Below are 24083 nucleotides of genomic sequence, written 5' to 3'. Positions count from 1 at the left end.
GCGACGTCCATTGCAAGGACACCCATATGAAACCCCTGAAATTTGTCGGCCTGACGCTGGGCGTGACCATCGCGCTGTCGGCTGCGGCCATGACACCGAGCCGCGCGCAAGACATCACCATCGCCGTCGCCTCCTCGATCACCGGCGGCGAAGCCGCGTTCGGCCGGCAGATGCAGAACGGCGCGGAGCTGGCGGTCGCCGACATCAATGCGGCCGGCGGCGTGCTGGGCAAGAAGCTCAAGCTGGAAGTCGGCGATGACGCCTGCGATCCCAAGCAGGCGCGCTCGGTGGCGGAAAAGCTCGCCGGCATGAAAATCCCGTTCGTCGCGGGGCACTATTGTTCGTCGTCGTCGATCCCCGCATCCGAAGCCTATGCCGAAGGCAATGTGCTGCAGATCACGCCGGGCTCCACCAATCCGCTGTTCACCGAGCGCAAACTCTGGAACGTGCTGCGGGTGTGCGGGCGCGACGATCAGCAGGGCGCGGTTGCGGCCGAATTCCTGGCCAAGACCTTCAAGGGCAAGAACATCGCGATCCTTCATGACAAGTCGACCTATGGCAAAGGCCTCGCGGACGAGACCAAGAAGGCGCTGAACAAGGCCGGCGTCCAGGAGAAGATGTTCGAGTCCTACACCAAGGGCGATCGCGACTTTACCGCGATCGTATCCCGCCTGAAGCGCGACAACATCGATGTGGTGTATGTCGGCGGCTACCATCAGGAAGCCGGCCTGCTGGTACGGCAGATGCGCGACCAGGGGCTGCAGACCACCCTGATGGGCGGCGACGCGCTCAACGACAAGGAGTTCTCCTCGGTGACCGGCCCCGCCGGCGCCGGCACGCTGTTCACCTTCGGTCCGGACCCGCGTAACAAGCCGACCGCCAAGGCGATCGTCGACCGCTTCAAGGCCAAGGGCATCGATCCGGAAGGCTACACCCTCTACACCTACGCTGCGGTGCAGGTGTGGGCCCAGGCCGCCGCCAAGGCCGGCACCACCGACCCGAAGAAGGTGGCCGAAACCATCAAGGCCGGCAGCTGGGACACCGTGCTCGGCACCCTGGCGTTCGATGCCAAGGGCGACATCAAGGCGATCGACTACGTGCTCTACAAGTTCGACGACAAGGGCAACTACGCCGAGCTCGCCCCGAGCAAGTCGTAAGACGCCGTCTCGCATATCTTGCCGCAGACCTTCGCGGCCACGGACCAAAGGCCCCGGTTCTGCCAGAACCGGGGCCTTTTGCTGCGTCGTATTGTCCTGAGACGGGCACCGATTCGCCCAAAATATGGCGGTGACTCGGCTGTCAAATCAGTCAACAATACCTCTCATTTGGCAGGCCATTTGACGGCGTCCTTTGCGAGGAGCAGCACATGACATCTCTGAAGCTTCTGGGTTTGACCTTGGGTGCGTCCCTGCTGCTGTCGTCGGCAGCCATCACACCGAGCCTGGCGCAGGACACCACCATCGCGGTGGCGGGACCGATGACCGGCGGCGAATCCGCCTTCGGCCGGCAAATGAAGAACGGCGCGGAACTGGCGGTGGCGGATCTCAATGCCGCCGGTGGCGTGCTCGGCAAAAAGCTGCAGCTCGAGGTCGGCGACGATTCCTGCGATCCCAAGCAGGCCCGGTCGGTGGCGGAAAAATATGCCGGAATGAAGATTCCGTTCGTGGCCGGGCATTTCTGCTCGTCGTCGTCGATCCCGGCGTCGGAAGCCTATGCCGAGGGCAACGTGCTGCAGATCACGCCGGCCTCCACCAACCCGCTGTTCACCGAGCGCAAGCTGTGGAACGTGATGCGGCTGTGCGGACGCGACGACCAGCAGGGCCTGATCGCCGCCGAGTTCCTGGCCAAGAACTTCAAGGGCAAGAACATCGCCATTCTGAACGACAAGTCGACCTACGGCAAAGGCCTCGCGGATGAAACCAAGAAGGCGCTGAACAAGGCCGGCATCCAGGAGAAACTGTTCGAATCCTACAACAAGGGCGACAAGGACTTCACCGCCATCGTCTCGCGGCTGAAGCGCGACAACATCGATCTGGTCTATGTCGGCGGCTATCACCAGGAAAGCGGCCTCCTGGTGCGCCAGATGCGCGACCAGGGCATGCAGACCACGCTGATGGGCGGCGACGCGCTCAATGACAAGGAATTCTCCTCGGTGACCGGTCCGGCCGGCGCCGGCACGCTGTTCACCTTCGGCCCCGACCCGCGCAACAAGCTAACCGCGAAAGCAATCGTCGAGAAGTTCAAGGCCAAGGGCATCGATCCGGAAGGCTATACCCTCTACACCTACGCCACGATCCAGGTGTGGGCGCAGGCCGCCACCAAGGCCGGCACCACCGACCCGAAGAAAGTGGCCGAGACCATCAAGGCCGGCGAATGGGAAACCGTGCTCGGCAAGCTCGGCTTCGACGCCAAGGGCGACATCAAGGCGATCGACTACGTCGTCTACAAGTTCGACGACAAGGGCAATTACACCCAGCTCGATCCCGGCAAGGGATCGTAATTAACGGCACGCAAGCCGAAACAAAGCCCCGGTTCTTATCGAGCCGGGGCTTTTGTTTTATCTGTCGCCCGGATGAGCGCAGCGATATCCGGGGCCGATGCCCATTCAAAAACCTGCGCGTCGGGTAATTTGGATGTTGCTTCCCGGATGTCGCTTCGCTCATCCGGGCTACATTCCATCAAGGCCTAATCACTGAGCGGCGAGAATACGATCTTGATCGGCAGGCTGGGAAGCTGCAGCGCGGTGCCTTCGAAGTCGATGAGATTGCCGTTCGCCGCCCCGCGCAGCACCAGGGTCACCACATCGGTGCCGAACAGCGGCTTGAATTGCGGATCCTCGGTGTGCCGGGTGGTCGTCACCCGCGCCAAAATCTCCTCGCCGTCGACCGAATAGCTGCCGACAAAGGCGAAGGCTGAATTTCCACCACGAAGCTTGCCGCCGGTCGCATAGATGATGCCACGTCCCCGCCCCTGACTGGTGTGGAATTCAATCTTGTAGAGCCCTTCCTTCATCATGGTCCCCGATGCCGCGCTGCAATGAAGCTTACGGGGTCCGCGAAGGGCGGACAATCGCGCCAGGATCAATCGCTGTTCAAATCTGAGTCAATTGAGCCGAGCCCAACTGAGAAATCTCGCCACACGAGAATGCGGCGGCTCAGCCGAAATTGGCCAGCCCGGGAAATGTCTCCAGCAGCCAGATGCTGACATTGGAGACGGCACCGGTGAGGAATGCGATTCCCGTCAGCACAAGCAGCACGCCCATCCCGCGCTCGACCACGGCGAGATGACGCTTGATGCGCGCGAGGGCGGACGAGAACCGCTCGATTGCAAACGCCGCGAGCAGGAACGGAATGCCAAGCCCGGCGGAATAGACCGCGAGCAGCACCGCGCCCTTGGTCACCGTGGCCGCAGACGCCGCCACCGACAGGATCGCCGCCAAAATGGGGCCGATGCACGGCGTCCAGCCGAACGCAAAGGCCAGCCCCATGACATAGGCGCCCCACAGCCCGACCGGCCTGGGGATGGGCAGGCGTCCCTCGCGCATCAGCAGGCCAAGCCGGGTCAGGCCGAGAAAATGCAGCCCCATGATGATGATCACGATGCCGGCCACGATCGACAGCTCGGCCGACCAGGCGCGAATCAGCGTGCCGATCAGGCTGGCGCTGGCGCCCAGCGCCACGAACACCGTGGAGAAGCCGAGCACGAACATCAGCGCCGACAACATCACCGCGCGCTTGGAGGCGCGGCGCTCCTCGCTGGCGACATGCTCGATGGTCGCTCCGGTCAAATAGACCAGATACGGCAGCACCAGCGGCAGCACGCATGGCGAGAGAAAGCTGATGAGGCCGGCGAGAAAGGCGGCGGGAAAGGTGACGTCGGTGATCATGAGGCTAGATGCACCGGCGTATCCCCCCGATGCAACCCCTCTCCTGCTGCTGCTCCTGCCGTTGTGATCGCAACGTGATCATGCGGACAGCCGCATTGACGCTGCCCCGGCCATACGTTCATGTTCCGATCCCTGCAGGTCCCTGTTTCGAGAGCGGCGCGCATGAAAAACTCCCTCACCGACGTTGCCGGCGTGCGCGTCGGCCATGCCGGCGATGAGCGGCTGGCCTCCGGCGTCACTGCCATCATCTTTGATGCCCCGGCGGTCGCGGCGATCGACGTGCGGGGTGGCGGACCCGGCACCCGCGAGGGCTCGCTGCTGGACCTCGCCAATACGGTGGAGCGGATCGATGCGCTGGCGCTCTCCGGCGGCTCGGCGTTCGGCCTCGATGCCGACGGCGGCGTGCAGGCCTGGCTTGCCGAACAGGGCCGCGGCTTCAAGGTGCGCGAAGCGGTGATCCCGATCGTGCCCGGCGCCATCGTGTTCGACCTGCTCAATGGCGGCGACAAAAGCTGGGGCCGCTTCGCGCCCTATCGCGATCTCGGCTATGCGGCGGCGGCGGCCGCGACCACCGAAGTCCCGCTCGGCAGCGTCGGCGCCGGGCTCGGCGCGACCACCGCCACCCTGAAGGGCGGAACAGGCTCGGCCTCGGCCCGAACGCGGGACGGCATCACCGTAGCTGCGCTGGCGGTGGTCAATGCAGCCGGCACCGTCACGGTGGGCGACGGACCCTGGTTCTGGGCCGCGCCATTCGAAGTCGATGGCGAGTTCGGCGGCCGCGGCCTGCCGTCCTCCTTCACCGCGGACATGCTGGCGATGAGGCTGAAGGGCGGCCCCGCGATCACCGCGGTGGAAAACACCACGCTTGCAGCGGTGGTCACCGACGCCGAGCTCACCAAGCCGCAAACAAAACGGCTGGCAATGATCGCGCAGACCGGGTTTGCCCGCGCCATTTATCCGGTGCACGCACCGCTCGACGGCGACGTGGTGTTCGCCGCCTCAACCGGACAGAAGACCATCGATCCGCTGTTTGGCCTCACCGAACTCGGCATGGTCGCCGCCAATGTGGTGGCGCGGGCGATCGCGCGCGGTGTTTATGAAGCCACCGCATTGCCGTTTGCGGGGCAACCGCCGGCCTGGAAGGATCGCTTCAAGGCGTGATCGTGCCGCGACTCACGTGGCGCTGACGTGTCATTGCTGTGGCCGCTATCCGCTTGACTACGTAAGCACCCAACACCGTTGTGCAGAATCCACGCGATCTCGTTATCCTTATACCAGTTCGGTTTAAGGTTAGTTTTGCGTATCGATTGCTGGACGAGTTGTTCAGATCAATGCTCCACCCGTGCACGACGTCGTGCTCAACAAAACAGTGGAGAACGTCATGAAAAAGATTCTTGCTCTCGCCGTTGTCGCATCGACCCTCGTGGGTATCAGCGCTCCGGCTTTCGCTGGCCCCCGCGGTCTCGGAGTGAATGTCGGCGTGCTGACCGGCCACGGCGGCGTCCTCGGTCTGCTCGGCGGACGCGGCGGGCTCGCGCTCAATGTCGGCGTCGTCACCGGCAAGGGTGGCGTTCTCGGCGCGGTGCTGGGCCGCGGAGGATTGCTGGGCGGCCTGCTCGGCGGCGGCGGTTGCGGCTGCCACTAATCCCAATCCCTTCAGAAACAACGCAGATGTTACGGACGGGATGCTCCCCGTCCGTCCTGCTTTGTGCGATCCCTTATCCCTTGGTGATCTTCGGCTCCGCCACCGCGGTCGGCTTCGCACTGGTGTCGAACGGCGAGAAGCGTTTGGTCAGCGACGACGTGATGATCAGCGCACTGGCCTTGTCGCCGGAAATCAGCGTCCCCTTCGCATAGGTCAGATCGAGCCCAACCGTGTAATTGTCCGGCAGATCCTTCGACAGGCCTGCGGCGACCGTGCGGGTCAGCGAGGCAAACGGCGAATCCAGATACTCCGTCGTGAAATAGCCGGCTGCGGCGGAGACCTTCCACGTGTCAGCCACCTGCCATGACGCCTTCGCCACCAGCGCGGTGTCGATGGTGATCGGCGAGATCGGGAACGTGGTCTCGTTGGCGCGGCGCGTGCCCGACAGTTCGACGGTGAACGGCTTCGGGCGCCAGGTCAGATTGGCGTCGAACATGGTGCGGCTGACATTGCTGAAATCGACGTCATGCCACTGGCCGAACAGCTGCGACACCGATGCGTAGGCGGAGAGTTCGTCGCTGGAGTATTTCGCGAACACGAACGGCTCGATCCGCTCGTTGTCGCGGCGGAAGCCGAAATCGTCGAGCTCCGGGTTATAACGCCGCGCCGACAGATTGACCGATGTCCCGATCTCGAACTTGTCCCTGACATACGCGATGCCCGGGATGATGGTGCCCCGCAGATACTGATGCGGCGCCGGCAGGAAATCCTGGAAGATCACGTTGGTCTGATTCAGGCTGGACTGCGCGCCCTCGGCGGTGACGAACACTTTAATCGAGTCCAGCTTCGCTTCCGCCTTGAACGACTGGACCAGGTCGGTCTGGCGCAAATTGTAGGTGCTGACATTGGCGATGGTCGAGGTCGAACTCAGGCTCGCATCGTCATTGCCGACCATGCCGCGCAGGATCACCTTAGCCCCGAGCGCCGGTGTCACCAGCCGATTGGCATAGTTGGTGGTGTTGGCTTCCGCCGCTATGCCGATGCTGTAACCCTCTTCCTTGCGCGCGGCTGCCAGCGCCGTGTCGGTGCCGATGAAGGCGCTGCCGCCAACTCCGCTGTAGGTGGAGAATTCCGGATTGGTATCGTAACCGCCGCGCAGCTTGAGCGACGCGGCGAATTGATCTTCGGCGACAGCCGGACCGCAGCGCAGAGCCACCGCGATCAACATCACAGACGGAACGACGATCCGACACAACCGCAACACGGCACCACCCAGCACAACGCCCACATGGCAACCATTACTGGCGCGCAGGGTTACGAAGGCCTAAATTTGGGGCTGTGTTACGTAGTCGTGCGGAGCGCAAGGGCGCGGGATTACCGCGCCCATCGTCAGACGCTGAAGGACAGCGATCCGCTGGCGGATGCGGACAGCGCCTGGGCCTGGCGCTGAATCATCTGCTCGATGTGATTGTAGGACTTGGCAGCCGCGCTTGCAGCCGACGACGAGGCGGCCGCCGCTGCCGTGGTCATCGAAACCTTGGAGCCGTCCGCATAGGTCACCGTGGTCGTAACCGAGCCGTCGCTGTTGGTGACCGACGAACTGGTCGTGCCTTGCGTACTTTGCGTCGAGTCCGACGAACCGGCTGCACCCGATCCATCGGCACCGTCGCCCGGCTTCGCCCCGCCCGCGCCATGGGCGTGGTGATGACCGGCGCCCTTCAGCGCCGACGCCAGTTCATCCTGGCTGACCGAACCGTTGCCGTCGGTGTCGAGCTTGGCGAACACGTTGTCGGCGGCCTGCACATTGCTGCCGCCAGCGCCGAGATCGGTCTCGAATTCGGACTTGCTGATCTGGCCGTCGCCATTGTTGTCGAGCAGCGAGAACAGGTCCTTCAGGGCGTCGGATGAACTCTGCGGCTGCGCCTGACCCGCCCCCTGGCTTTGGGCCGCGAGCACCGCCGCATAGGTTTCCGGCGAGAGCGTGCCGCTTGTGCTGCTCGAACCCGAGGTGGTCGAGGTCGATGTAGTCGAGCCGGAGTCTGTCGAACTCGACGCAGTGGTCTTGCTGCTAAGACCGAACAGCCCGCTCGCCGCCGGCTGTCCCTTCGCCTTGTTCGATGAACCCGCCTGCTGCAGCGATGACAACAGATCGATCGCGCTGGAGACAGCGCCGATGGCACCCAACATGATTCACAACCCCAATCGGAATCCCACAACGGGCCGTGCACGGCACAGCCTGCGATTCCCCGCACAATCGGATCAGCAAATGGCGTGCCGCGGGCGAGGGCTTGAAAAACAAGGGATTTTTGAATCGAGGCGAGAAACAATCCCGGCAATTCCAGCCGATCGAGGCAGGAATTGCCGGGACGAGCTTTGTGTCAACGCGCCAGATAGGCGCTTCGCATCGGTTTCAGCACGAAGAACGCCAGCAGCGCGGTGATGACGTCCATCGCGATGATCAGCGCGAACACCGGCATCCAGCTGCCCGAGGCCACATAGATCATCGCCGCCACCGGTCCGCCGAGCACCGAGCCGATGCCCTGCGCCATGTAGAGAAAGCCGTAATTGGTGGTGGCATTCTTCGTCCCAAAGGTGTCGGTCAGCGTCGAGGGAAACAACGAGAAGATCTCGCCCCAGCCGAAGAACACCACGCCGGACAGCAGCACGAACATCGCGGCATTGTCGCGGAAGTGCAGCAGCAGATAGATCGCCACCGCCTCCAGCATGAATGCAATCAGCATGGTCTGCTCGCGGCCGATGCGATCGGACACCCAGCCGAAGAACGGCCGGGTCAGGCCGTTGGTGATGCGGTCGAAGGTCAGCGCGAACGGCAGCGCCGCAAGCCCGAACACCAGCGTGTCGGCGACGCCGAACGACTTGGTGAAGGCGGCGAATTGCGAGATCACCATCAGCCCGCCGGTGGACATCATGGTCATCATCACGAACATCAGCCAGAACACCGGGGTCTTCAGCATCTGCGACGGCGCGACATCCGGCACCGAGCCGATGCTGGCGCTCGCCGGCACACCCGCGTCCACCTCGCTGGCGGAGGGATCGCGCAGGCCGAGCGCGGCCAGCGCGCCGACGGCGCCGAGGATGAGGCCGAACGTGATCAGGGTGGGCTGATAACCCGAGCTCTTGAGCATGGCGTCGATCGGGAACGTGGTCAGGATCGCGCCGAAGCCGTAGCCGGCCGCCACCACGCCGGTGGCAAAACCGCGGCGGTCGGGAAACCAGCGCACCATCAGCCCGACAATGCCGACATAAACGATGCCGGTGCCGACACCGCAGAACAACCCGTAGGTGAGATAAAGCCCCCAGATGCTTTGGATGTAGGCAGCGCTCACCCAGCCAAGCCCGCTGAGCAGGCAGCCCACAGTGATCAGCAGCCTGGAGCCGAACCTCTCCACCAGCCATCCCTGCAGCGGCGACAGCCAGGTCTGCAGCACGATCAACAATGAGAAAGTGATCTGGATCGCCGGCAGGTCGGCGCCGGTAGTCCCTTGAAATGGTTTGACAAACAGCGTCCAGACGTATTGCGGGCTACTGATCGCCATCATCGCGACAAGGCCGAGCCCAAGCTGGATCCAGCGTGTCTTGGGAAGCTCGGCCGCGATGGGCTGGGTGATGACGCTCATGGAAGGACCTCTTGACGGGGTGTTCATATCCGCCTCGCATCGCAAGCCATGTGCCAACTGGCATACCGGATGGCAGCGCCATCCCATGCCAGAACCCCGCCGGAGGCCAAATCTTCACCGGCCGCCGATCTTTTTTTCGGCCCCGACGTTGTTTTCCCAGCCGCCTGTGCACGCCGCCGGGGGGAGGTGCGTTGCCCCTGCCCCGTCAGCATGTTACGCGGAGCCCGTCCGTCGGAAGCTCGGAAAACCACCATGTCCCAACACCGCCCGCTGATCATCGCGCCTTCCATTCTGGCGTCCGATTTCTCCAAGCTGGGGGAAGAGGTCCGCGCCGTGGATCAGGCCGGGGCCGACTGGATCCACATGGACGTGATGGACGGCCATTTCGTGCCGAACATCTCGTACGGCCCCGATGTCATCAAGGCGATGCGCCCGCACACCAGCAAGATCTTCGACACCCACCTGATGATCGCTCCCTGCGATCCCTATCTCGAAGCCTTCGCCAAGGCGGGCTCCGACCACATCATCGTCCATGTCGAAGCGGGCCCGCATCTGCATCGCTCGCTCCAGGCGATCCGTGCGCTTGGCAAGAAGGCCGGGGTCTCGCTCAATCCGGCCACCCCCGTGTCGAGCATCGAGAACGTGGTCGACCTGCTCGACCTGGTGCTAGTGATGTCGGTCAATCCTGGTTTCGGCGGCCAGGCGTTCATCCCGGTCGCGGTTGAAAAGGTGCGCCAGGTCCGCGCGCTGACCGCCGGCCGTCCCATCGATGTTGAAGTCGACGGCGGCGTCACGCCGCAGACCGTCGGCGCCATCGCGGCCGCTGGCGCCAATGCCTTCGTCGCCGGCTCCGCCGTATTCAAGGGCGGCACGCTCGAAGCTTACAAAACCAACATCGCAGCGATCCGCCATGCCGCGGCGGCCGCGCGCGGAGAACTCGCATGATCCCTCGTTACACCCGTGCTGAAATGGCTTCGATCTGGGAGCCGCAGACCCGCTTCAAGATCTGGTTCGAGATCGAAGCCCACGCGGCGGACGCCCTGGCCGAGCTCGGCACCATCCCGAAGGACGCTGCGAAAACCATCTGGGCCAAGGCCAAGAACGCCACCTTCGATGTGGAGCGCATCGACGAGATCGAGCGCGAGACCAAGCATGACGTGATCGCCTTTCTGACGCATCTCGCCGAAATCGTCGGCCCCGAAGCGCGTTTCGTGCACCAGGGCATGACCTCGTCCGACGTGCTCGACACCTGCCTCAATGTGCAACTGGTGCGCGCCGCCGACATCCTGATCGCCGACGTCGACAAGGTGCTGGCCGCGCTGAAGAAGCGCGCCTTCGAGCATAAAATGACGCCGACCATCGGCCGCTCCCACGGCATCCATGCCGAGCCGGTGACGTTCGGGCTCAAGCTGGCTTATGCCTACGCCGAATTTTCCCGCTCACGCGAGCGCCTGGTCGCGGCGCGCAAGGAAGTCGCCACCTGCGCCATTTCGGGCGCGGTCGGCACCTTCGCGCAGATCGATCCGCGGGTGGAAGAGCACGTCGCCAAGGCGATGGGCCTGTCGCCGGAGCCGGTGTCGACCCAGGTGATCCCGCGCGATCGCCATGCGATGTATTTCGCGACACTGGGTGTGGTGGCTTCGTCGGTGGAGCGTCTCGCCACCGAGATCCGCCATTTGCAGCGCACCGAAGTGCTCGAGGCGGAAGAATTCTTCTCGGAGGGCCAGAAGGGTTCCTCCGCGATGCCGCACAAGCGCAATCCGGTGCTGACGGAAAACCTCACCGGCCTGGCGCGCATGGTCCGCGCCTATGTCACGCCGGCGCTGGAAAACGTCGTGCTCTGGCACGAGCGCGATATCTCGCACTCCTCCGCCGAGCGCATGTTCGGCCCCGACGCCACGGTGACCCTCGACTTCGCGCTCAACCGCCTGGCCGGTGTGATCGACAAGCTGCTGATCTATCCGCAGAACATGCAGAAAAACCTCGACCGCCTCGGCGGCCTGGTGCATTCGCAGCGCGTGCTGCTGGCGCTGACGCAGAAGGGCGCGAGCCGCGAAGAGTCCTACAAGCTGGTCCAGCGCAACGCGATGCCGGTGTGGCGCGGCGAAGGTGACTTCCAGACACTGCTGAAGAACGACGCCGACGTGAAAAAGTATCTCTCGGACGCCGAGATCGAAGAGAAGTTCGACCTCGGCTATCACCTCAAGCACGTCGATACGATCTTCAAGCGGGTGTTCGGCGAAGCCTGAGGAAGCGGCCACTCGGCACAATAGCGTAGCCCGCATGAGCGCAGCGACATGCGGGAAGGGCTAGAACCCGGGTCTCGCTTACCCGGGCTACAGAGGTGTCAATTGCCGCTCACCATGCGCGTCAAGACGCGGTCGCGCTTGACGACGTGGTGATACAGCGCTGCCACGATATGCAGCACCACCATCGCGATCAGCACATAGGCGAGATAGATGTGCCAATCCTCGAACAGCCGCGCATTGGCGCGATCCTCCGAGGTGAATTGCGGCACACGAAACAACCCGAACCAGCTCGCATAATCCGGCTTGTGGGCGCCGGAATGCGCCCAGCCCAACAGCGCAACAACCATGGTGACGACATAGAGCCCGCCCTGGTTGATGTGCGCGATCACCCGCTCCCATCGTGGCGTCCCGGCCGGCGGGGCCGGGGTCGGATTGAGCGCGCGCCAGATCAACCGCAGCGCCATCAGCAGCAGCACGACATAGCCGATGTCGGCATGGATCGAGCGGTGAAAGAAGCGATCCGGCCGCGCCACGATGTGGTTCATCCACCAGCCATAGGCCAGCATGAAGATGATGGTCAGGCCCAGGGCCCAGTGAAAGGCGCGGGCCACGCTGCCCCACGCCACCGCCGTATTCTTCACCATGTGCCTGAACCGCCTCTCCGGAAGGATGTCGTCGCGCTAGCACGAAAGCCATACCCGTCGATGACGGGCAAGCGATTGACTTTTCAATCCATTTGGAATCGTTCTAAGATAGCTATCTTGTCACCCGTCCACGCCATCACTTTGCAGCAATCCGGATGACAACTGGTTCGTAACCTGCATCGAGCTAGAATTGTCCCGTGACCAGCACTCCCACGATTCTTGTGCTTGATTCCGGCCTCGGCGGTCTCACCGTGTTCCGCGAGATCGTCAGGGCGCGCCCGGATGCGGCCTATACTTACGTCGCCGATGACGTCTTCTTTCCTTATGGCCATCACAGCGAGGAAGAGATCATCGGACGGGTGGTGCCGCTGATCGGCGAGTTGATCGCAGCGCACACGCCGGACGTGGCGGTGATCGCCTGCAATACCATCTCGACCCTGGTGATGGCGCATCTGCGCGCCGCCTATACCGTGCCGTTTGTCGGCACCGTCCCCGCCATCAAGCCCGCCTGCGCCTCATCCCGGACCAAACGGGTGTCCGTGCTCGGCACCAAGGGCACGGTGCGGCGGGAATATACCCAGGGGTTGATCCGGGATTTCGCCCAGGGCTGTGACGTGACGCTGGTCGGCGCCGCCAACCTCGCCTCGCTGGCCGAGGCTGCCTTGAACGGCGAAGCCATCAGCGATGCCGCCATTACTGCCGAGATCGCGCCCTGCTTCGTCGATGGTCCGGCCCGCACCGATACGGTGGTGATGGCCTGCACCCACTATCCGCTGCTGTTGGACCGGCTGGTGGCGCTGGCGCCCTGGGAAGTGACCTGGATTGATCCGGCACCCGCGATCGCGCGGCGCACCGCCGATCTCATGAGCAAGGTCTCCGCCTCCCATCCGCCCGCGCCGGCGCAGTTCATCTACACCTCGGGGGCAGCGCCTTCACCGACCCTGGCCCGTGCGCTGGCCCCGTATTTCGGCCAACCCGCCTTCGCTTGATCCGCCGAACGGCGAACTTCCCCATCTGACGTCCCGCTGCTAGCCTTCCGGCCAACAACAAAGCTGGGAGGGCAACACAATGCTGAAAACAAAACTGATCGGACTATCGCTGGTGGCTGCGATGGCGCTGGCCGGCGCGGCGTTCGCGCAACAGGGCGGCATCAAGCGCACGCCGCTGCAGAAGATTGAATTCCCTGACGGCTACAACACCATCACCGCGACAGCGGAAATCCAGCCCGGCGGCAGCGCCGGCCGGCACACCCACCCCGGCATCGAAACCGGCTATGTCCTCGAGGGCGAGGCCGACCTCATCATTGAGGGCAAGCCGGACCTGCACCTGAAGGCTGGCGATTCCTATGCGATTCCGGCTGGCGTGGTGCACGACGCCAAGGTCCATGGCGACAAGGCGCTGAAGATCATCGGCATCTATATCGTCGACAAGACCAAGCCGCTGGCGACGCCGGCGCCCTGACGGCAACGCCAGACACCAGGCAACGCATAGCCATCTGCGGAGAACGCGTCTGGATCGGCATCCCGGCGCGTTCTATCTGTCGTGCCGTGTTTTAGTTTTTTCGCGCGCCACGACGCGCCTTCGCCGGCAGGCAGATATATCCGAATGTATGAAACTCTCTCGATCGTCCTGCCGGTGTTCGGCCTGATCGGCATCGGTTACGCCGGCGCGCTGCTCGGGCTTGCCAACGACCGCATGACCGACGGGCTCACGGATTTCCTGTTCGTGTTCTGCCTGCCGGTGATGCTGTTCAAGCTGATTTCGACCTCGACGCTGCCGGACACCGTGCCGCTGGGCTACTGGCTGTCCTACTATATCGGCATTGCCGTGATCTGGATCGCCGCCTCGCTGGTCGCGATCTATGCCTTCAAATCCTCACACGGCGACGTGGTGATCACGGGCCTTGCCGCGGGACAAGCCAACATCGTCGCCATCGGCATCCAGATCATCCTGCGCGCCTATGGCGAGGCCGCGGCCTTTCCGATCGCGCTGCTGATCGCAGTCAACCTGCCGCTGACCATGACCATCGCCAGCATCCTGCTCGAACGCGGCCGCCAGGATGGCCGCTCGCTGCGAAGGCTGCTGCGCAATCTCGCCACCCACCCGCTGCTGATCGGAATCTTTTGCGGCCTGGTCGCGAAATTCGCCGGCTACAAGCCCACCGGCGCCATCGGCTCGATCGTCGATTCGCTGGCGGCGATCGCGCTGCCCGGGGCGCTGGTGTCACTGGGGATGGCGATGCGCCGCTACGGCCTGCGCGAGGGCGCCGGTCCCGGCCTGGTGGTGACCGCCTTGCGGCTGATCGTGCATCCTGCGATCACCTATGTGCTGGCGTTTCATGTGTTCGCGCTGCCGCCGGTCTGGGCCGGAACCGCGGTGCTGTTCGCCTCGACGCCGGCGGGAATCAATGTCTACCTGTTCGCCGCCCGTTACGGCCATGGCCAGGGCATTGCGGCGGCCGCGGTGGCGATCTCCACGGTGCTGATGATCCCAACCAGCATTTTCTGGCTGAAATGGCTCGGAATCGGCTGATTTCAGCCATTTTCGGCCGGATTTCCGGCCCTCCGGCGGTTGACCCCCCACCCCTTTTGACCTAGAACACCCCTGCTCGCGGGCCGATTTCGGCCCGCGAAGCGTTTCGCGACCCGTGGTCGTCTCCATCAGCTTTTGGAGCAGGCCTGTCGGCACAGGGCTTTTTGCCCGGTGCACAGGAGGGCGCGATCCTCAACCTTCAATCGCAATCATGAGGACGCGATGACAAAGCGCAGTGAGTCTAAGTACAAAATCGACCGCCGTATGGGCCAGAACATCTGGGGCCGTCCGAAGAGCCCGGTCAACAAGCGTGAATACGGCCCGGGACAGCACGGCCAGCGCCGCAAGGGCAAGCTCTCCGACTTCGGCGTGCAGCTGCGCGCCAAGCAGAAGCTCAAGGGCTACTACGCCAACATTTCCGAGCGTCAGTTCCACGCCATCTACGTCGAGGCGACCCGTCTGAAGGGCGACTCGGGTGAGAACCTGATTGGCCTGCTCGAGCGCCGTCTCGACACCGTGGTGTATCGTTCGAAGTTCGTCGCCACCATGTTCGCGGCCCGTCAGTTCATCAACCACGGCCACATCAAGGTGAACGGCAAGCGCGTCAACATCGCGAGCTACAAGGTCAAGGTCGGCGACGTGATCGAGGTCAAGGAATCCTCGAAGCAGCTCACCGTGGTGCTCGAAGCCAACCAGTTGGCCGAGCGCGACGTGCCCGATTTCATCGAAGTCGATCACGGCAAGCAGGTCGCCAAGATCGCGCGCATCCCGGGCCTTTCGGAAGTGCCGTTCCCGGTGCAGATGGAGCCGCATCTGATCGTCGAATTCTATTCGCGCTAAGCGCGGACTTGAGACTTCGAAAAAGGCCCCGGTTTCCGGGGCCTTTTTTATTGCGCCATCACAGCTAAACTCACCACTCCTTCACGGTGAGTTCCAAGATGGCCTATACGCCCGTCCCGCACGATCCCTCCCTGCCGCCGATCCGCATCAACCTGCTGTCCGATACCCAGACCCGCCCGACCGTGGCGATGCGCAAGGCGATGTCGGACGCTGAAGTCGGCGACGAGCAGTTCGGCCTCGACCCCACCGTCAACGCGCTCTGCGCCCGTGTCGCTGCCCTGCTCGGCAAGGAGGCTGCGATGTTCCTGCCGTCCGGCACCATGTGCAACGTGGTCGCCCTGCTCACCCATTGCCGTCCCGGTGACGAAATCCTGGCGCACGAGACGGCCCACGTGCTGACCAGCGAAGGCGGCACCCATGCGGCACTGGGCGGCTTTCAGATCTTTCCGCTGCAGGGACCACGCGGTCAATTTTCCGGCGCGACGCTGACGGCGGCGCTGCGCACGCCCTCGCGCTACGCGCCGCGGCAGGTCGTGGTCAGCGCCGAGCAGACCGCCAATATTGGCGGCGGCACGATCTGGCCGAAGACCAACCTCGACGAGGTCGCCCGCATCGCCAAGGCCAGTGGGCTGGCGACCCATCTCGACGGCGCACGGCTGATGAACGCCTGCGTCGCCACCGGCATCGCCGCCCACGACATGGCGGCGGGCTGGGACACGGTGTGGCTCGACTTCACCAAGGGCCTCGGCGCCCCGCTCGGCGCGGCCCTGGCGGGCTCGCGCGAGTTCATCGGCGAGGCCTGGCGCTGGAAGCAGCGGCTCGGCGGATCGATGCGCCAGGCCGGCCTGTCCGCTGCTGGATGTCTGTACGCGCTCGACCATCACATTGACCGGCTCAAGGACGATCACGACAACGCCCGACTGCTGGCGAGCGGGCTGGCGCAGATCCCCGGCTTTCAGGTGCAGAGCCCGGACACCAATCTGGTGTTCTTCGACACCAAGGCTGCAAGTCTGCCGCCGCAACGATTGATCACGACGCTGCGCCAGCACGGCATTCTGATGTCAACGTTGGGCGGGCGCATCCGCGCGTGCACCCATCTTGATGTCACCAGCGCGATGATCGAGGAAACGCTCGGATTGATCCGCGAGGTTGCGCGCGCAGTTTGATTGCAGGTTGTAGCCCGGATGAGCGCAGCGACATCCGGGGTCATAGGTTGAGACTCATCCCCGCATGTCGCTGCGCTCATGCGGGCTACGCAACCAGCATCGTCTACGGCTCCAGCGCATCATAAATCAGCTTCTTCAGCTCGCTCTGGATGCGGCCGCGCTGGGATGGGGTCTGCACCATGAACACCACGAACATGTCGTGCACCGGATCGACGAAGAAATAGGTGCCGCCGGCGCCGTCCCATTTGAACTCGCCGATCGATCCCGGCGGACTATTGTCGCCGGGCTCGACACGCACGCCGAAACCGTAGCCATAACTGAAGCCGTCGCCGGGGAAATAATACGGCCCCTTGCGCACCTCCGAGACGGGCGCAAGCTGGTTCGAGGTCATGGCCTTGAAGATCGGCTCGCTGAGATAGCGCTTGCCGTCAAGGCTGCCGCCGTTGAGCAGCATCTGGGCAAAGCGGGCATAATCCAGTGCGGTCGACACCATGCCGCTGCCGCCCGCCTCCCACATCGTCGGGACATGGATATCGCGCTCCATCGCCGCCACGAACGTCTTGTCGTTCGGCAGCGGCTCGGCAATCAGCGGAAATTTATCCGGCTCCGACACATAAAATGCCGTGTCCGTCATGCCGAGCGGATCGAACAGCATCTCCTTCTCGGTGCGGTACAGCGACTTGCCCGTCACCACCTCGATGACGCGCCCCATCACATCCATCGAATGCCCGTAGTCCCAAATCGAACCCGGCTGCACTTCGAGCGGCAATTTGGCAATGCGCTCGGCGAACTCGGCGTTGTCCAGAGGGGCAGCGAACAGATCCGCGGCCTTGTACGCCTTGCGCACCAAACCATCGCCGTAGAAACCGTAGGTGATGCCGGACGACTGCCGCAGCATGTCGGCGATGGTAATGGGCCGGTCCGGCGGCACCAGATCGAGCTTCGGTGTGCCGTCAGCACCCTTGACCTCGACGCCGACTTTGACATTTGCGAAGGAAGGAATGTATTTCGACAACGGATCGTCCAGCTTGATCTTGCCCTGGTCGATCAGCATCATGGTGGTGACCGCCGTAATCGGTTTCGACATCGAGAAGATGCGGAAGATGGTATCCGGCGACATCGGGATTTTAGTCGCGACATCGCGGACACCGAAGCTCTTGAAATAGACCGGCTTGCCCCGCCGCTGGATCAGCACAACCGCGCCCGGGATCTTGTCGGTTGCAACCTCGTTGTCGAAATATGCGCTGATCTTGTCCAGGCCGGCCGGCGCGAAGCTGGACTCACGCAACCGTGTCGGGGTCTCGGCCATAGCACTGCTCGCCGAAAATGCAAGCGATGCCAGCAGGGCAACAGCGGTTCGAAGCAATCCCACGCCGTTGCCAATCATCATGCGCTGCAATCCTCTGAAACAAAGTGGATGACCAAACCTCTCGCTTGAGGGCGAGGATAACGGCCCGCTCAAGCGGTGCAAGCACCATGCCGGATGATGCGCTGCGAGATTATTTTTCGAACGCGCCGTAGACCAGGTTCTTGAGCGCGGACTCGATGCGCCCCCGCTCGGTCGGCGTCTGCACCATCAACAGAACCAGCATGTCTTCTTCCCGGTCGATCCAGAAATAGGTCCCGGCCGCACCACCCCAGTCGACCTGCCCGATCGAGCCCGCCCAGGGGCTGACGCCGGCCTCCGTCCGCACCGCGAAGCCGAGGCCAAACCCGAAGCCCGCGCCGGGATAATAATACAACCACGGCTTGACGCCGGCCGCAGGCCCGATGCTGTCCGCCAGCATCAGCTCGACCGTCTTGGGGCTAAGAAAACGCTTGCCTTCGAGCATGCCGCCATTGAGCAGCATCTGGAAGAAACGCGCGAGGTCCGCAGTGGTCGATACCATGCCGCTGCCGCCGGATTCCCAGCGCTTGCGGATCCTTGGATTCTCGCGCACCGGATCGCTCGGCAGCGGCTCCGCCACTTTGTCCTGCTGGTCCGGCCGCGTGACATAGAAGCCGGTGCCGGTCATGCCGAGCGGTCCGAACAAGTGTTCGTATTCGAACTGCCGCAGCGATTTGCCCGACACCACCTCGATCACCCGCGCCAGCACATCGAAGGAATAGCCGTAGGCCCAGGTGGTGCCGGGCTGATAGGCCAGCGGCAGCTTGGCAAGGCGGTCGGCGAATTCGGCATTGTCGAAATCCCCGGCCAGCACGTTGGCATCGATGTGAACCTGCTTGAGCGGGTCGAACACGACGTAGTCGTAGACAAGGCCGGAGGTATGCCGCAGCAGATCCTGGATGGTGATGGGACGCTCGGCCGGCACCAGATCCAGCACCGGTTTGCCGCCAGGCACATCCCGCGCGACGCCGACCTTCATGTCGGCGAACGAGGGAATGTATTTCGACACCGGATCGGTCAGAGAGAGTTTGCCCTCCTCGACCAGCGTCATCGCCGCCACCGCGGTGATCGGCTTCGACATCGAATAGAGACGAAAGATCGTGTCCGAGGTCATCGGCCGCATGGTCATGACATCGCGCACGCCGAAGGTCTTGAAATAGGCGGGACGGCCGTGGCGCTGGATCAGCACGATGGCGCCGGGAATTTTTTTGCTGGCGACCTCGTTGTTGAAGAAGGAGGTGATGCGATCGAGGCGTGATGGCGACAGCTTCAGATCGCTTGCTTCTGCAGCGGCCGTAAAGCCGACGACGGCGGAGAAGAGAGCGAAAGACAGCACGGCGGCAATCCAGGCCGCAGGGTGTCGGTGTCGGCTAGTCTTACTCACCAAAACATCCACCGTCGCACGATGGAAAAAAGACGCTCGTCCGGCATTATTTCTCGAACGCCCCATACACCAAATTCTTCAGCGCTACCCGCAGCCGGGTCCGCTGCGCCACGGTCTGGGACATGAACACCACGAACATCTCCTCCTTCGGGTCGATCCAGAAGGTGGTGCCGCCGGCGCCGGACCAATTGATCTCGCCGACCGTGCCCGGCACGGCGCTGACGCCGGCTTCGGTGCGCACCGCAAAGCCGAGACCGAAGCCAAACCCCGGCCCTGGCAAATAATATGGCCCCGGCACAATGCTGGCTGCCGGCCCGATGTGGTTGGCGCTCATGAAGGCGATGGTTTTCGGGCTGAGATAACGCTTACCGTCCAGGCTGCCGCCATTGAGCAACATCTGGGTGAAACGCGCATAATCACCGATGGTCGAGACCAGACCGCCGCCGCCGGATTCCCACTTCTGCGGCACGCGCGGATCGTTCATGTCGGCATCGTTGCCGATGTGGCGGTCGTTCGGAAACGGTTCGGCCACCAGCGGCTGCTTGGCCTTGTCGGTGACATAGTAACTCGTGTCCTTCATGCCGAGCGGATCGAAGATGCGTTCCTTCTCGAATTGATACAGCGATTTGCCTGACACCACTTCAACCACCCGCCCAAGGATGTCGGTCGAATGGCTATAGTCCCAGGTGGAGCCGGGCTGATAGGCCAGCGGCAGCTTGGCGATGCGCTCGGCGAACTCCGCATTGTCGACATCTCCCGCGAACACGTGGGCGTCGACATACATCTTCTTGACCAGGCCCTCGCCGAAAAAGCCGTAGGTGATGCCGGAGGTGTGCCGCATCAGGTCCTGGATGATGATGGGCCGGGTCGGCGCCACCAGATCGAGCACGGGCTTGCCGTCCTCACCCTTCTTTTCCACCCCGACCTTCACATTGGCGAAGGCGGGAATGTATTTTCCGAGCTGCTCGTCGAGCGAGAGCTTGCCCTCCTCGACCAGCATCATCGCTGCGACCGTGGTGATTGGCTTCGACATCGAGTAGATGCGGAAAATGCTGTTCGCCGTCATCGGCGCCTTGGTCGCGGGATCGCGCACCCCGAACGCCTCGAAATAGGCGAGCTTGCCCTTGCGCTGGATCAGCATGATCGCGCCGGGAATCTTGTTGGTGGCGATTTCGTTCTTGAGATAGGTGCCGATCCGGCCGAGCCGCTCGCGCGAGAGACCCGCAGCCTCGGGACTGGTGTTGCGAGCGAGACTATCGGCGAATGCCGACGTCGCGGACACCGAGGTTGCAACGGCGATGGCCACCGCCAATGGCAGCAGGCATTTACGCAGCAATGTCATCTGATCTCCCCCCGATTCGGATTTTGGGCCCGAATTGAGCGCAGAGTGTATCGGGGATCAATGACAGAACAAGACGGCCGCGCCGTGGATCCGAACAACTGCACGCAGGGTGCGAGGGAAACGTCCGCCGGGGATCGTCAGCTGGTCAGCGAGCAACTTTCACCAAGCCACTCACACCCTTCCGTTGCACAACGGCGATGCCGCACACCCCGCGCGGCAGGAGAGATTCATGCCTTGGTCGGCAACGTTCTGGTCAAACAAATCCGAGCCGCAGTACGAGACTGCAGCCCGGTCATATCGGGAAAACGCCGGGAGAGGCTTAGTTGGCGGGCTGATGGACCGGCAGACCCTTGTCGGCGAACAGCTGCTGCAATTCACCGGCCTGGAACATCTCGCGGATGATGTCGCAACCGCCGACGAACTCACCCTTGACGTAGAGCTGCGGGATGGTCGGCCAGTTCGAAAAGGTCTTGATGCCGTCGCGCAGTTCGGCCGATTCGAGCACGTTGAGACCCTTGTAGGCGACGCCGACGTGGTCGAGGATCTGGACCACCTGCCCCGAGAAACCGCACTGCGGAAATTGCGGCGTGCCCTTCATGAACAGCACAACGTCGTTCGACTTCACTTCGTTCTCAATGAATTGCTCGATGCTCATGGTCTGGTCCTTGTACGCCGGGGCGAACCGGCCTGGCTCATGACCATATATGTAGCCGAAACGCCTTTGCATCCCAAACAAATTTCGGGGCGGTAACAGCTGGCATAGCTCCCACGTATGGCCATCATGGGGGTCTCCCCCTGTTTTTGTTCACGAGGCGCCCCTATCTCTCGGGACGCTATTCTGCGGAACCGATCCTGAACAGCGACGTTCTTCTCCCAAATTGGAGTTCTGCGTGACGAAAGCAGCCTCGACCGCCGCCACCTCCCAGGTCGCCTCTCCCGCCCAAATCCCGTCCAAATTGCGCGCCGGCCCCGCCGGGGAGCTGGCAGGCCCCGCCGGGGATCTGGTATGCGCCTTCCAGACCGTCCGGGATGAGACCGAACGCCGGGCCGCCCCCCTGTCCGCCGAGGACCAGGGGGTGCAGTCCATGCCCGACGCCAGCCCGGCGAAATGGCACCGGGCCCACACCACCTGGTTCTTCGAGCAATTCCTGCTGGGCGAGCACGTCCCCGGATACACCCCGTTTCATCCGGACTACGCCTTCCTGTTCAATTCCTATTACGTCTCCGCTGGGCCCCGCCATGCCCGCAACCATCGCGGGCTGCTGACCCGCCCCTCGGCCGACGACGTGACCGCCTACCGGCGCCATGTCGACACCGCCGTGGTGCGTTTTCTCGAAAGCGCCGATAAGGCCACGCTGGAGACAGTCGCGCCCTTGATGGAAGTCGGCTTCAATCACGAGCAGCAGCATCAGGAATTGATGCTGACCGACATCCTGCATGCCTTCTCCTGCAACCCGATCCCCCCGACCTACGACACCGATTGGTCGTTCCCGACTACACATCGCGATGGCGAGGCCGAGGTGACGCTGACCGAAGGCATCCACAGCATCGGACACCAGGCCGACACCTTCCATTTCGACAATGAAAAGCCGGCGCACCGCGCTTTGGTCGGACCTGTCAAGCTCGCGCGCAACCTCGTCACCAACCGCGAATGGCTGGCCTTCATGGCCGATGGCGGCTACCGCAAGGCGAGCTTGTGGCTGATGGACGGCTTCGCCGCCGCCACCAATGAGGAATGGGACGCCCCCGGCCACTGGCGGCAGATCGACGGCGCCTGGCAGGTCATGACGCTCGGCGGCTTGCGGCCAGTCGATTTGGAGGCCCCGGTCTGCCATGTCAGCTATTACGAGGCCGACGCTTACGCGCGCTGGGCCGGCAGGCACCTGCCGACCGAGATGGAATGGGAGGTCGCCGCCCGCGCCGGTCAGCTCAACGATGCTTTCGGCGTCGTCTGGCAATGGACTCGCAGCGCCTACGCTCCCTACCCCGGTTATCGCGCCATCGAAGGCGCGCTCGGGGAATACAACGGCAAGTTCATGGTCAATCAGCTGGTGCTGCGGGGATCATCGCTGGCGACACCTGAGGGACACACCCGCGTCACCTATCGCAACTTCTTCTATCCGCATCACCGGTGGCAATTCACCGGACTGCGGCTTGCCGATTACAGCGTTTAAAGCACGATCCGGAAAATGATGTTGCAGACGCGCTTGATGGAAAGAACGGCGCCGATGTCCTTTGGCAGAACATGCTGACACTTTTTGGCACACCGTTACGAGAAAATATGACGGCGCGGGCGCGCCTTTTGGGAGACTCCGATGAATATGCATTCCAGCGCGATGGCCGTCGCCAGCCCCCTTGAGAAGGAAAGCGCGTTCGCCACCGACGTCATCGCGGGCCTGACGCATCAACCGAAATATCTATCGCCGAAGTATTTCTACGATGCCGCGGGGTCGGAGCTGTTCGAGCAGATCACCGTGCTGCCGGAGTATTATCCGACGCGCACCGAACTCGGCATCCTGCGCGCCCGCGGCGGCGAGATCGCCGACATCATTCCTGATGGCGCGGCACTGATCGAATTCGGCGCCGGCGCCACCACCAAGGTGCGCCTGTTGCTGCAGCAACACGATCTTGGTGCACGGCTCGGCGCCTATGTGCCGGTGGATATTTCCGGGGACTTCCTCAACGGACAGGCGGCCGAGCTGCGGCGCGACTATCCGCGGCTGAAAATCCATCCGGTGGTCGCCGACTTCACCACGCCGTTCGACCTGCCCGATGACGTCAAGGCGATGCCGAAGGTCGGCTTCTTTCCGGGCTCCACGCTCGGCAATTTCGAGCCGCACGAAGCCTGCGCCTTCCTGCGCAGCGCCCGCGCCATTCTCGGCGACGGCGCGCTTTTGATCATCGGCATCGACCTGGAAAAGGACGAGGCGGTGTTGCGCGCCGCCTACAACGACGCGGCCGGCGTCACTGCACGCTTCAACCTCAATCTGCTGGTGCGCATCAACCGCGAGCTCGGCGCCAATTTCGACCTCTCCGGCTTTACCCACCGATCGATCTACAATCGCGAGCGCTATCGCATCGAAATGCATCTGATCAGCCGCAGGGCGCAGACCGTGCGACTGCTCGGGCGCAGCATCACGTTCCGCGCCGGTGAAAGCATCCACACCGAGAACAGTTACAAATACAGCACGGACCGCTTCGGCGCACTGGCGCGCGGCTCCGGCTGGACCCCACTCGAGTCATGGACCGACGCGGACAACATGTTCTCGGTGCATGCGCTGCGGGCCGGCGAAACCCAAGGCACCTGACACCTGCGACGAAAATTCGTCCAGCGGCTGCAACACGCACGCAGCGCAACCGCTGGACACAA

Annotated in this window: 23 protein-coding genes; 13 read left to right on the top strand and 10 right to left on the bottom strand. The window is 63.3% G+C overall.

Annotated features, from left to right (window positions below; translation table 11 throughout):
• The first annotated feature begins 26 nt into the window (after nt 1-26).
• On the top strand, nt 27-1157 hold the full coding sequence (locus RS897_RS26465) for a branched-chain amino acid ABC transporter substrate-binding protein (protein ID WP_315831671.1): 1131 nt from the start codon (nt 27-29) through the stop codon (nt 1155-1157).
• Nucleotides 1158-1366: 209 nt separating this feature from the next.
• Nucleotides 1367-2500: a branched-chain amino acid ABC transporter substrate-binding protein gene (locus RS897_RS26460; protein WP_315831670.1), complete on the top strand. Its 1134-nt coding sequence runs from the start codon at nt 1367-1369 to the stop codon at nt 2498-2500.
• Nucleotides 2501-2685: 185 nt separating this feature from the next.
• Here RS897_RS26460 and RS897_RS26455 read toward each other — a convergent pair whose 3' ends face one another.
• Both RS897_RS26455 and RS897_RS26450 read right to left on the bottom strand, forming a co-directional pair.
• On the bottom strand, nt 2686-3015 hold the full coding sequence (locus RS897_RS26455) for a GrlR family regulatory protein (RefSeq protein WP_315831669.1): 330 nt from the start codon (nt 3013-3015) through the stop codon (nt 2686-2688).
• Between the two features lie 139 nt (nt 3016-3154).
• Complete coding sequence (locus RS897_RS26450; RefSeq protein ID WP_315831668.1) at nt 3155-3886, bottom strand: cytochrome c biogenesis CcdA family protein; 732 nt, start codon at nt 3884-3886, stop codon at nt 3155-3157.
• A gap of 162 nt (nt 3887-4048) precedes the next feature.
• On the opposite strand from RS897_RS26450, the gene RS897_RS26445 reads away from it, so the two are divergent.
• Entirely contained in the window at nt 4049-5047 is a 999-nt protein-coding gene (locus RS897_RS26445; protein ID WP_315831667.1) for a P1 family peptidase, read from the top strand.
• A gap of 220 nt (nt 5048-5267) precedes the next feature.
• Nucleotides 5268-5531: a hypothetical protein gene (locus tag RS897_RS26440; RefSeq protein ID WP_315831666.1), complete on the top strand. Its 264-nt coding sequence runs from the start codon at nt 5268-5270 to the stop codon at nt 5529-5531.
• A gap of 73 nt (nt 5532-5604) precedes the next feature.
• Here RS897_RS26440 and RS897_RS26435 read toward each other — a convergent pair whose 3' ends face one another.
• The 3 genes from RS897_RS26435 to oxlT form a co-directional block, all read right to left on the bottom strand.
• Nucleotides 5605-6759, bottom strand: a complete 1155-nt coding sequence (locus RS897_RS26435; protein WP_315838751.1) for an outer membrane beta-barrel protein — start codon at nt 6757-6759, stop codon at nt 5605-5607.
• Between the two features lie 161 nt (nt 6760-6920).
• Nucleotides 6921-7718 carry an EF-hand domain-containing protein gene (locus RS897_RS26430; protein ID WP_315831665.1) on the bottom strand — a complete coding sequence of 266 codons (798 nt, stop codon included), beginning with the start codon at nt 7716-7718 and terminating at the stop codon, nt 6921-6923.
• Between the two features lie 191 nt (nt 7719-7909).
• On the bottom strand, nt 7910-9169 hold the full coding sequence (gene oxlT, locus RS897_RS26425; RefSeq protein ID WP_315831664.1) for an oxalate/formate MFS antiporter: 1260 nt from the start codon (nt 9167-9169) through the stop codon (nt 7910-7912).
• 252 nt (nt 9170-9421) lie between these two features.
• Between oxlT and rpe the strand changes: the two genes are divergently transcribed.
• Nucleotides 9422-10114, top strand: a complete 693-nt coding sequence (gene rpe / locus RS897_RS26420) for a ribulose-phosphate 3-epimerase (protein WP_315831663.1) — start codon at nt 9422-9424, stop codon at nt 10112-10114.
• On the top strand, nt 10111-11418 hold the full coding sequence (gene purB / locus RS897_RS26415) for an adenylosuccinate lyase (protein WP_315831662.1): 1308 nt from the start codon (nt 10111-10113) through the stop codon (nt 11416-11418). The genes rpe and purB overlap by 4 nt, the downstream gene beginning before the upstream one ends.
• Before the next feature lie 98 nt (nt 11419-11516).
• On the opposite strand, the gene RS897_RS26410 is transcribed toward purB, so the two are convergent.
• Entirely contained in the window at nt 11517-12062 is a 546-nt protein-coding gene (locus tag RS897_RS26410; protein WP_315831661.1) for a cytochrome b, read from the bottom strand.
• Between the two features lie 197 nt (nt 12063-12259).
• On the opposite strand from RS897_RS26410, the gene murI reads away from it, so the two are divergent.
• The 5 genes from murI to RS897_RS26385 all read left to right on the top strand — a co-directional run bounded on the left by murI (nt 12260) and on the right by RS897_RS26385 (nt 16600).
• Nucleotides 12260-13051, top strand: coding sequence for a glutamate racemase (gene murI, locus RS897_RS26405; protein ID WP_315831660.1), 792 nt, complete (start codon nt 12260-12262; stop codon nt 13049-13051).
• A 79-nt stretch (nt 13052-13130) separates the two neighbouring features.
• The gene (locus RS897_RS26400; protein WP_315831659.1) at nt 13131-13523 is read left to right on the top strand and encodes a cupin domain-containing protein; all 393 of its coding nucleotides are present in this window, start codon (nt 13131-13133) and stop codon (nt 13521-13523) included.
• A gap of 144 nt (nt 13524-13667) precedes the next feature.
• A complete protein-coding gene (locus tag RS897_RS26395; RefSeq protein ID WP_315831658.1) occupies nt 13668-14594 on the top strand; it encodes an AEC family transporter in 927 nt (308 codons plus the stop codon).
• Nucleotides 14595-14816: 222 nt separating this feature from the next.
• On the top strand, nt 14817-15434 hold the full coding sequence (gene rpsD, locus RS897_RS26390) for a 30S ribosomal protein S4 (protein ID WP_315831657.1): 618 nt from the start codon (nt 14817-14819) through the stop codon (nt 15432-15434).
• Between the two features lie 98 nt (nt 15435-15532).
• Complete coding sequence (locus RS897_RS26385) at nt 15533-16600, top strand: threonine aldolase family protein (RefSeq protein ID WP_315831656.1); 1068 nt, start codon at nt 15533-15535, stop codon at nt 16598-16600.
• A 103-nt stretch (nt 16601-16703) separates the two neighbouring features.
• Here the strand turns inward: RS897_RS26385 and RS897_RS26380 are convergent, their stop codons facing one another.
• The 4 genes from RS897_RS26380 to grxD all read right to left on the bottom strand — a co-directional run bounded on the left by RS897_RS26380 (nt 16704) and on the right by grxD (nt 21368).
• Nucleotides 16704-17990, bottom strand: coding sequence for a serine hydrolase domain-containing protein (locus RS897_RS26380; protein WP_315831655.1), 1287 nt, complete (start codon nt 17988-17990; stop codon nt 16704-16706).
• A gap of 109 nt (nt 17991-18099) precedes the next feature.
• On the bottom strand, nt 18100-19323 hold the full coding sequence (locus RS897_RS26375; RefSeq protein ID WP_315831654.1) for a serine hydrolase domain-containing protein: 1224 nt from the start codon (nt 19321-19323) through the stop codon (nt 18100-18102).
• Between the two features lie 94 nt (nt 19324-19417).
• The gene (locus RS897_RS26370; protein WP_315831653.1) at nt 19418-20713 is read right to left on the bottom strand and encodes a serine hydrolase domain-containing protein; all 1296 of its coding nucleotides are present in this window, start codon (nt 20711-20713) and stop codon (nt 19418-19420) included.
• Between the two features lie 319 nt (nt 20714-21032).
• Nucleotides 21033-21368: a Grx4 family monothiol glutaredoxin gene (grxD, locus tag RS897_RS26365; protein WP_315831652.1), complete on the bottom strand. Its 336-nt coding sequence runs from the start codon at nt 21366-21368 to the stop codon at nt 21033-21035.
• Between the two features lie 235 nt (nt 21369-21603).
• Between grxD and egtB the strand changes: the two genes are divergently transcribed.
• Both egtB and egtD read left to right on the top strand, forming a co-directional pair.
• Entirely contained in the window at nt 21604-22887 is a 1284-nt protein-coding gene (egtB, locus tag RS897_RS26360) for an ergothioneine biosynthesis protein EgtB (RefSeq protein ID WP_315831651.1), read from the top strand.
• A gap of 141 nt (nt 22888-23028) precedes the next feature.
• On the top strand, nt 23029-24021 hold the full coding sequence (gene egtD / locus RS897_RS26355; RefSeq protein WP_315831650.1) for an L-histidine N(alpha)-methyltransferase: 993 nt from the start codon (nt 23029-23031) through the stop codon (nt 24019-24021).
• The last annotated feature ends 62 nt before the right edge of the window (nt 24022-24083 follow it).

The sequence above is a fragment of the Bradyrhizobium prioriisuperbiae genome, assembly GCF_032397745.1.
GTDB lineage: Bacteria > Pseudomonadota > Alphaproteobacteria > Rhizobiales > Xanthobacteraceae > Bradyrhizobium_A > Bradyrhizobium_A prioriisuperbiae.
Note: the sequence above shows the minus strand (reverse complement) of the source record. Positions and strands in the feature narration are given on the sequence as shown.

Bases quoted from the DNA above. Each gene is read 5' to 3' on its own strand.
- RS897_RS26465 (WP_315831671.1), top strand. From the start codon at position 27: ATGAAACCCCTGAAATTTGTCGGCCTGACGCTGGGCGTGACCATCGCG.
- RS897_RS26460 (WP_315831670.1), top strand. From the start codon at position 1,367: ATGACATCTCTGAAGCTTCTGGGTTTGACCTTGGGTGCGTCCCTGCTG.
- RS897_RS26455 (WP_315831669.1), bottom strand. From the start codon at position 3,015: ATGATGAAGGAAGGGCTCTACAAGATTGAATTCCACACCAGTCAGGGG.
- RS897_RS26450 (WP_315831668.1), bottom strand. From the start codon at position 3,886: ATGATCACCGACGTCACCTTTCCCGCCGCCTTTCTCGCCGGCCTCATC.
- RS897_RS26445 (WP_315831667.1), top strand. From the start codon at position 4,049: ATGAAAAACTCCCTCACCGACGTTGCCGGCGTGCGCGTCGGCCATGCC.
- RS897_RS26440 (WP_315831666.1), top strand. From the start codon at position 5,268: ATGAAAAAGATTCTTGCTCTCGCCGTTGTCGCATCGACCCTCGTGGGT.
- RS897_RS26435 (WP_315838751.1), bottom strand. From the start codon at position 6,759: ATGTTGATCGCGGTGGCTCTGCGCTGCGGTCCGGCTGTCGCCGAAGAT.
- RS897_RS26430 (WP_315831665.1), bottom strand. From the start codon at position 7,718: ATGTTGGGTGCCATCGGCGCTGTCTCCAGCGCGATCGATCTGTTGTCA.
- oxlT (WP_315831664.1), bottom strand. From the start codon at position 9,169: ATGAGCGTCATCACCCAGCCCATCGCGGCCGAGCTTCCCAAGACACGC.
- rpe (WP_315831663.1), top strand. From the start codon at position 9,422: ATGTCCCAACACCGCCCGCTGATCATCGCGCCTTCCATTCTGGCGTCC.
- purB (WP_315831662.1), top strand. From the start codon at position 10,111: ATGATCCCTCGTTACACCCGTGCTGAAATGGCTTCGATCTGGGAGCCG.
- RS897_RS26410 (WP_315831661.1), bottom strand. From the start codon at position 12,062: ATGGTGAAGAATACGGCGGTGGCGTGGGGCAGCGTGGCCCGCGCCTTT.
- RS897_RS26400 (WP_315831659.1), top strand. From the start codon at position 13,131: ATGCTGAAAACAAAACTGATCGGACTATCGCTGGTGGCTGCGATGGCG.
- RS897_RS26395 (WP_315831658.1), top strand. From the start codon at position 13,668: ATGTATGAAACTCTCTCGATCGTCCTGCCGGTGTTCGGCCTGATCGGC.
- rpsD (WP_315831657.1), top strand. From the start codon at position 14,817: ATGACAAAGCGCAGTGAGTCTAAGTACAAAATCGACCGCCGTATGGGC.
- RS897_RS26385 (WP_315831656.1), top strand. From the start codon at position 15,533: ATGGCCTATACGCCCGTCCCGCACGATCCCTCCCTGCCGCCGATCCGC.
- RS897_RS26380 (WP_315831655.1), bottom strand. From the start codon at position 17,990: ATGATGATTGGCAACGGCGTGGGATTGCTTCGAACCGCTGTTGCCCTG.
- RS897_RS26370 (WP_315831653.1), bottom strand. From the start codon at position 20,713: ATGACATTGCTGCGTAAATGCCTGCTGCCATTGGCGGTGGCCATCGCC.
- grxD (WP_315831652.1), bottom strand. From the start codon at position 21,368: ATGAGCATCGAGCAATTCATTGAGAACGAAGTGAAGTCGAACGACGTT.
- egtD (WP_315831650.1), top strand. From the start codon at position 23,029: ATGAATATGCATTCCAGCGCGATGGCCGTCGCCAGCCCCCTTGAGAAG.